This is a genomic window from Bradyrhizobium sp. P5_C11_2 (assembly GCF_054049755.1).
The window spans coordinates 1-5,827 of sequence record NZ_JBFULT010000486.1 but is presented as its reverse complement, the minus strand read 5'-3'; the positions used below and the strand labels follow the sequence as shown (position 1 = coordinate 5,827).

The following is a 5,827-nucleotide window of genomic DNA, read 5'->3' as shown; positions in this document are numbered from 1 at the left end:
CGCCCGTGGTGGTGCTGACCACCACCGACGATTCTCAGGAAATCAAGCGCTGCTACGAGCTCGGCTGCAACGTCTACATCACCAAGCCCGTCAATTACGAGAATTTCGCCAACGCAATCCGGCAGCTCGGGCTATTCTTCTCCGTCATCCAGGTCCCGCCCGCCGCCACATGAACCAGCGAACGCCAACCCTGCTCTATATCGACGACGACGACGCGCTGGCGCGCCTGGTCGAACGCGGCCTGACCCGCCGCGGCTACAAGGTCGTTCATGCCGCGAGCGGCGAGGAAGGCCTGGAACTGCTTCGCCGCGCGGATGCCCAAGACTCCGATGCACAAGACTCCGATGCACAAGACTCCACCGAAGGCTGCATCGACGTCGTGGCGCTCGACCAGTACATGCCCGGTCTCGACGGCCTCGAGACGCTCGAACAGATCATGGCGATCCCGGGCGCGCCTCCCGTGGTGTTCGTCACCGCGTCGCAGGATTCCAACATCGCGGTCACCGCGCTGAAGGCGGGCGCGGCGGATTATCTGGTCAAGGACGTCATGGGCGACTTCATCCCGCTCCTGCACGTCGCCGCCGACGGCGCGCTGCGCCAGGCCGAGTTGCAGAAGGCGCGTGAGGCCGCCGAAGCGGAAATCCATGCCTCGCGCGACCGCTACGCCGCCCTCGCGGCCGAGCGCGAACTGCTGCTGCGCGAGGTCAACCACCGCGTCGGCAATTCGCTCCAGATCATCGCCTCGCTCCTGCACTTGCAGGCGAGCTCCGCCGCACAGGAAGAGGTCAAGGCGGCGCTGACCAATGCGATGGGCCGCGTCGCCGCGGTCGCCCAGGTGCACCGCCGCCTCTACACCTCGCAGGATCTCAAGAGCGTGGTCCTGAACCAGTATCTGGACGCGCTGCTCGAGGACCTGCGCCGCTCGGCCGAAGGTAACCGGATGTCGCGCCTGACGCTGAAGGCGGAGCCGATCGAGATCGATCCGGACCGCGCCGTCGCCGTCGGCATCATCGTCAACGAGCTGGTCATGAACGCTGTGAAATACGCCTATCCCGACGGCGCGGGCCCGATCCATGTCGAGCTGACCTCGCAGGGCGAGGATCTCATGCTGGCGATCGCCGACGACGGCGTCGGCGACAACGTCAAGGCCGATCCGCGCTCCACCGGCATGGGTCAGCGCATCGTCGCGGCGATGGCCTCCAAGCTCGACGCCTCGGTCGAGCGCGATCCCGGCCATGCCGGAACCCGCATCCTGCTCAAGTTCCGCCGCGTGGTCCCGCCCCCCGGCAGGGCCAGCACCGCCGCGGCAAGCTGACCGGCGCGGCCTCGCCGGCCCATCGCAAGCGCGCCGCGATCCTGCTATTGTCGCAAGCCATGACTTCGCGCGATTCCGCCTCGTCTGAAATCACGCCGGCCGTGCTGCTGCGGGCCTATGCCTGCGGCATCTTTCCGATGGCCGAGAGCGCTGACGATCCGACCCTGTTCTGGGTCGAGCCGGAAATGCGCGGCGTCATCCCGCTGGATGGTTTTCGCGTCGCCTCACGGCTCGCGCGCACCGTGCGGTCGGACTGCTTTCGCGTCACCGTCAACACCGCCTTCAAGGCGACGATCGCCGGTTGCGCCGCGCCGCAGGCCGGACGCGAGGACACCTGGATCAACAAGCGCATCCGCGATCTCTATGGCGGCCTGTACGAGCTCGGCCATTGCCACAGCGTCGAGGCCTGGCAGGGCGACGATCTCGTCGGCGGCCTCTATGGCGTGAGCCTCGGGCGGGCCTTCTTCGGCGAGAGCATGTTCCACACCGCGCGCGATGCCTCCAAGGTCGCGCTGGTGCATCTCGTCGCGCGGCTCATCCATGGCGGCTTCGAGCTGCTCGACACCCAATACGTCACCGAGCATCTGAAGAGCTTTGGCGCGGCCGAGATTTCGCGGCGCCGCTACACCGCCCTGCTCGACAGGGCGCTCGCCGGCGAGCCCGGCGATTTCCTGAGGCTCTCGACAGGTGAAGCGATCCCGGGCGCGCACGCGCTCGAGATCATCGCGTCTCGGCAATAAATCAGGTCTACCGGCTCCCGAAGCCGGGGATGCCGAACAGACCCGGCCGCTGCTCCGGCGGCGGAGGTGGCGGCGGCGCCGGCTGCGCTTGCGGTGGCGGCAACGGCTGCGGCGGACGCTGCTGCACGGCCTGCTTCGGCGCGGCCTTCTTTTGCGCCGGAGGCGGCGGCGCCACCGGCCTGGTCGCCGGATCCGGCGCTGCGGTTGCGATGGTCTGCTGCGGCTCTTTGCAGTCGGTCAGCCAGATGTCGTAGATCGGGTGCTCGACGCCGTGCAGGCCGGGGCTTGCGGCATACATCCAGCCCGAGAAGATCCGCTTCACCTCGCCCTGCAACGTGATCTCGTCGACCTCGACGAAGGCGTCGGTGTTGGCGGCTTCGGTCGCCGGCCGGGTGTAGCAGGCATCGGTTTTGACCCGGAGCGCGCCGAACTGCACGGTCTCGCCGATATCCTCGTCGAAATTGATGATGCGCCCGGTGATCTTGTCGAGGCCGGAGAAGGTCGCCTTCTTGTTCACGATCTTCTGGGCCGGCGGCTCGGTGACCACCTCGTCGCCGGGCTGGAGGCTGGCCGGCGTCTGCGGCACGGTCCCCTTCTGCAGGGGCTGGCGCTGGCCCGGAACGGCCGGATTGGCACCCGGCGGCGGCGCGGCTTGCGGATTGGGCGGTGCGACCGCCACGGACGGCGGCTGGTTCGGAGGAGCGACGGTGCTGCCGGGCGGCGGCGCCAGAGGCTGGGTCTCGACCGGCCCCGGCATGATATTGCCCTGCCGTCCCGGCGGCGGCGCCATCGGGCGCGACGGCAGCACGCGGCCCTGCGGCGGCAGCTCCGGCACCTCTTCGTCGTCGTCGGGGATCTGCTGCGGCGGAGGCTGCGGCTGGCCACGGGGGATATTGCCCGGCGGCCGCAGCGGCGGCGGATCGGAGAAGATCGTGCCGATCTGCGCCTGCGCCGGCGTCGCCACCGTCATCGCGGTAGCGGCCAAAAGCGCCGCAAGACCTGTCAGGGTAAAGGTTCGAAACATATCTCGCGCGGCTTTAACAGCGAATCGGGCTTGCTGGACATTCTACAGGGGTACCGCCGCTCGCAGGCCATCCGGTTAACACGGCGAATACGGCGGGGGAAGGGCGGCATCCCTGCCCTGCCCGGCGCCGTCTGGCCAGACCAGCCCCCGGATGGGATAGTCGGACGGCCCCCGCCCCGGGGGCCGAGGCGGGCATCGCGCCCCGAAAAACGACGTCCAACCATACCGGAAAACCGCAAGGCCGCTTCCCATGCCCGTCGTCCTCGATCCCGACGCCGCCGCCGTTTACAAGGCGTTCCAGGAGGCCGGCCGCCCCGCCTACGAAACCCTGACCGCGCCGGAAGCGCGCGACTATTATTCACAGGCGCGCTTTGCCACCAATCCCGAGCCGCCGGAGCTTGCGCGCGTCGCGCTCCTGTCGATCCCGGCGCCGCTTGGGGTGATTCCGGCGCGCCTCTATGTCCCCGGCGAGCTGCGCGGACATGACGGCTTGTCGCCGGCGCTGGTCTTCTTCCATGGCGGCGGCTGGGTGGTCGGCAACCTCGACACCCATGACGTTGCCTGCCGCAAGCTCGCCGTCGAAGGCGCGCTGATCGTGATCTCCGTCGACTACCGCCTCGCGCCCGAGCACAAGTTCCCGGCCGCCATCGACGATGCGATCGCCGCGACCAAATGGGTTGCCGCGAACGCACGCGAGCTCGGTATCGACGCCTCGCGCTTGTGCGTCGGCGGCGACAGCGCCGGCGGCAACCTCGCAGCCGTCACAGCGCTCGCCGCACGCGACGGCGACGGCCCCGCGCTTGCGGGCCAGGTGTTGATCTATCCAGCCGTTGATTTCGCCATGACGCACGGCTCCCACCGTGAGCCCGAGACCAGCGTGCTGCTGACGCATTCGGTGATCCGCTGGTTCCGCGACCACTATCTGGGCGGCGTCGCCGACATCCACGACTGGCGCGCCTCGCCGGCGCGCGCCGCGAGCCTCGTCGGCCTGCCGCCGGCCTATGTGCTGACCGCCGGCGCCGATCCGCTGCGCGATGAAGGCGACGAATATGCCCGGCGCCTGAGAGAGGCCGGCGTTCCCGTCACCTCCAGGCATTATCCCGGGCAGTTCCACGGCTTCTTCACCATGGGAAAATTGTTGCAACAGGCGAATGTCGCGGCGCGCGAGATCGGCGCGTGGCTGAAGGGATTGGGCTGACGACGCCCGTTTCACATGCTCTCGGTTTTTCAAAACACGCTTGCCGTCCCCCTGCGCGCCCTGACCTGGCTCGGCGACCAGGGCACCCGCGCGGTCGCGGCGATCGCGTTCATCGCGGTTGCGGTGCCCCCGCTCGGCGCGCTGCTGCGCCCCTACGTCACCGAGGCGATCCTCGGCCTGCTCTGCATCTCCTTCATGCGGGTCGATCTGGCCGCGCTGTACGGACATCTGCGCCGGCCGGCGCTGGTCGCGGGCGCCACGGCCTGGACCACGATCGGGGTGCCGCTGATCGTCGGGCTGACCGCCCATGCGACCGGGCTCACAAGCCGCTCGCCCGGCCTCTTCCTTGCCCTGATGCTCCAGGGCATGGCCTCGCCGATGATGGCCGCGCCGGCGCTCGCCGCGCTGATGGGCCTCGACGCCACGTTCGTGCTGATCACGCTGGTCACCTCGACCGCACTCGTGCCGTTCACCGCATCGCTGTTCGCAAGCCTGTTTCTCGACGGCATGCTCAGCATCTCGCCGCTCGCGCTCGGCTTGAAGCTGCTCGGTATCCTCGCGGCATCGCTGCTTGCCGCGACCGTCATCCGCTGGGTGTTCGGCGCCGCCGCGATCCAGCGCCACAAGCGGCCGATCGACGGCTTCAACATCGTCATCCTGCTGGTCTTCGCGTCCGCCGTGATGGGCGACGTGGCGCATGACTTCGTCGCCGATCCGCTGTTCACGATCGGCGTCGCGGCTCTCGCCTTCACGGTCTATTTCACCCTGCTCGCCGTCACGACGCTGATCTTCTGCCGCGTCGGCTACGAGCGCGCCTTCGCGGTCGGGCTGATGGTGTCACAGCGCAATCTCGGGCTGATGCTGGCCGCGACCGCGGGCGCGCTGCCCGCGACGACCTGGCTCTATTTCGCGCTCACGCAGTTTCCGATTCATCTTGCGCCATATCTGCTGACGCCGATCGCGCGGCGCCTGACGGCGCGGGCTGATGCGGCCAGCGCAGCGGCTACACCCAGGACGGGCTGACGACGATATCAGCATTGACGGAATTATGAGGTGTTTCTGTCCTGTGCAAAGCGCTCGACAAGCTCAGACCAGAACGGAATGTATTTAATCTGCGCGGGCCAGGGTCTGCTGTTCCAGCCCGTGAACTCTCTTTCGAAATAGTCGTTTAGATTGGCACCGTAGTAAATTGTGTCGATGCCATAGATGGAAAAGACGGGGTTGCCTGCCTCTTGCGGCTGCTCCGGCAAATATCGGTGTCCAATCAACGGGATCAGTTTCGGTGCCCGGGCAACCATTTCTCGAAGCGTCTCTTCCCGGGCTCGTGCAGTGGACGGCCACTCCCCCCATTCCGACCACCACAGCCGTCCGTCCTCGACAGAGTGACGAAGACCTTCAAAGGGCCAGTCCAGCGCTCGTCTTATCGCACGCTCATCCGTCCAATCGTGTCCCTCCACCGGCCGCTTTCGCCTCAGGAGCGCAATGAGGTCGGGAGGAAATACCAAGCCAAATCGACGTTGCGCCCTATCGAGTTCCGATTGCGTATAGCC

At 67.6% G+C, this 5,827-nt stretch carries 6 protein-coding genes and 1 pseudogene; 5 read left to right on the top strand and 2 right to left on the bottom strand.

Annotated elements, in window-relative coordinates:
• The 3 genes and pseudogenes from ACXJL8_RS31755 to aat form a co-directional block, all read left to right on the top strand.
• Nucleotides 1-173, top strand: a pseudogene (locus tag ACXJL8_RS31755) (response regulator); the annotation flags it as partial.
• Nucleotides 170-1,315: a sensor histidine kinase gene (locus ACXJL8_RS31750; protein WP_456621207.1), complete on the top strand. Its 1,146-nt coding sequence runs from the start codon at nucleotides 170-172 to the stop codon at nucleotides 1,313-1,315. The pseudogene ACXJL8_RS31755 and the gene ACXJL8_RS31750, both read left to right, overlap by 4 nt.
• Before the next feature lie 59 nt (nucleotides 1,316-1,374).
• Entirely contained in the window at nucleotides 1,375-2,055 is a 681-nt protein-coding gene (aat, locus tag ACXJL8_RS31745) for a leucyl/phenylalanyl-tRNA--protein transferase (RefSeq protein WP_456621208.1), read from the top strand.
• A 7-nt stretch (nucleotides 2,056-2,062) separates the two neighbouring features.
• Here aat and ACXJL8_RS31740 read toward each other — a convergent pair whose 3' ends face one another.
• Nucleotides 2,063-3,079, bottom strand: a complete 1,017-nt coding sequence (locus tag ACXJL8_RS31740) for a DUF2155 domain-containing protein (RefSeq protein WP_456621209.1) — start codon at nucleotides 3,077-3,079, stop codon at nucleotides 2,063-2,065.
• 250 nt (nucleotides 3,080-3,329) lie between these two features.
• On the opposite strand from ACXJL8_RS31740, the gene ACXJL8_RS31735 reads away from it, so the two are divergent.
• The gene (locus ACXJL8_RS31735; protein ID WP_456621210.1) at nucleotides 3,330-4,277 is read left to right on the top strand and encodes an alpha/beta hydrolase; all 948 of its coding nucleotides are present in this window, start codon (nucleotides 3,330-3,332) and stop codon (nucleotides 4,275-4,277) included.
• A gap of 15 nt (nucleotides 4,278-4,292) precedes the next feature.
• On the top strand, nucleotides 4,293-5,300 hold the full coding sequence (locus ACXJL8_RS31730) for a Na+-dependent transporter (RefSeq protein ID WP_456621211.1): 1,008 nt from the start codon (nucleotides 4,293-4,295) through the stop codon (nucleotides 5,298-5,300).
• Nucleotides 5,301-5,323: 23 nt separating this feature from the next.
• Here ACXJL8_RS31730 and ACXJL8_RS31725 read toward each other — a convergent pair.
• On the bottom strand, nucleotides 5,324-5,827 hold a 504-nt coding region (locus ACXJL8_RS31725; protein WP_456686210.1), incomplete at its 5' end, for a hypothetical protein.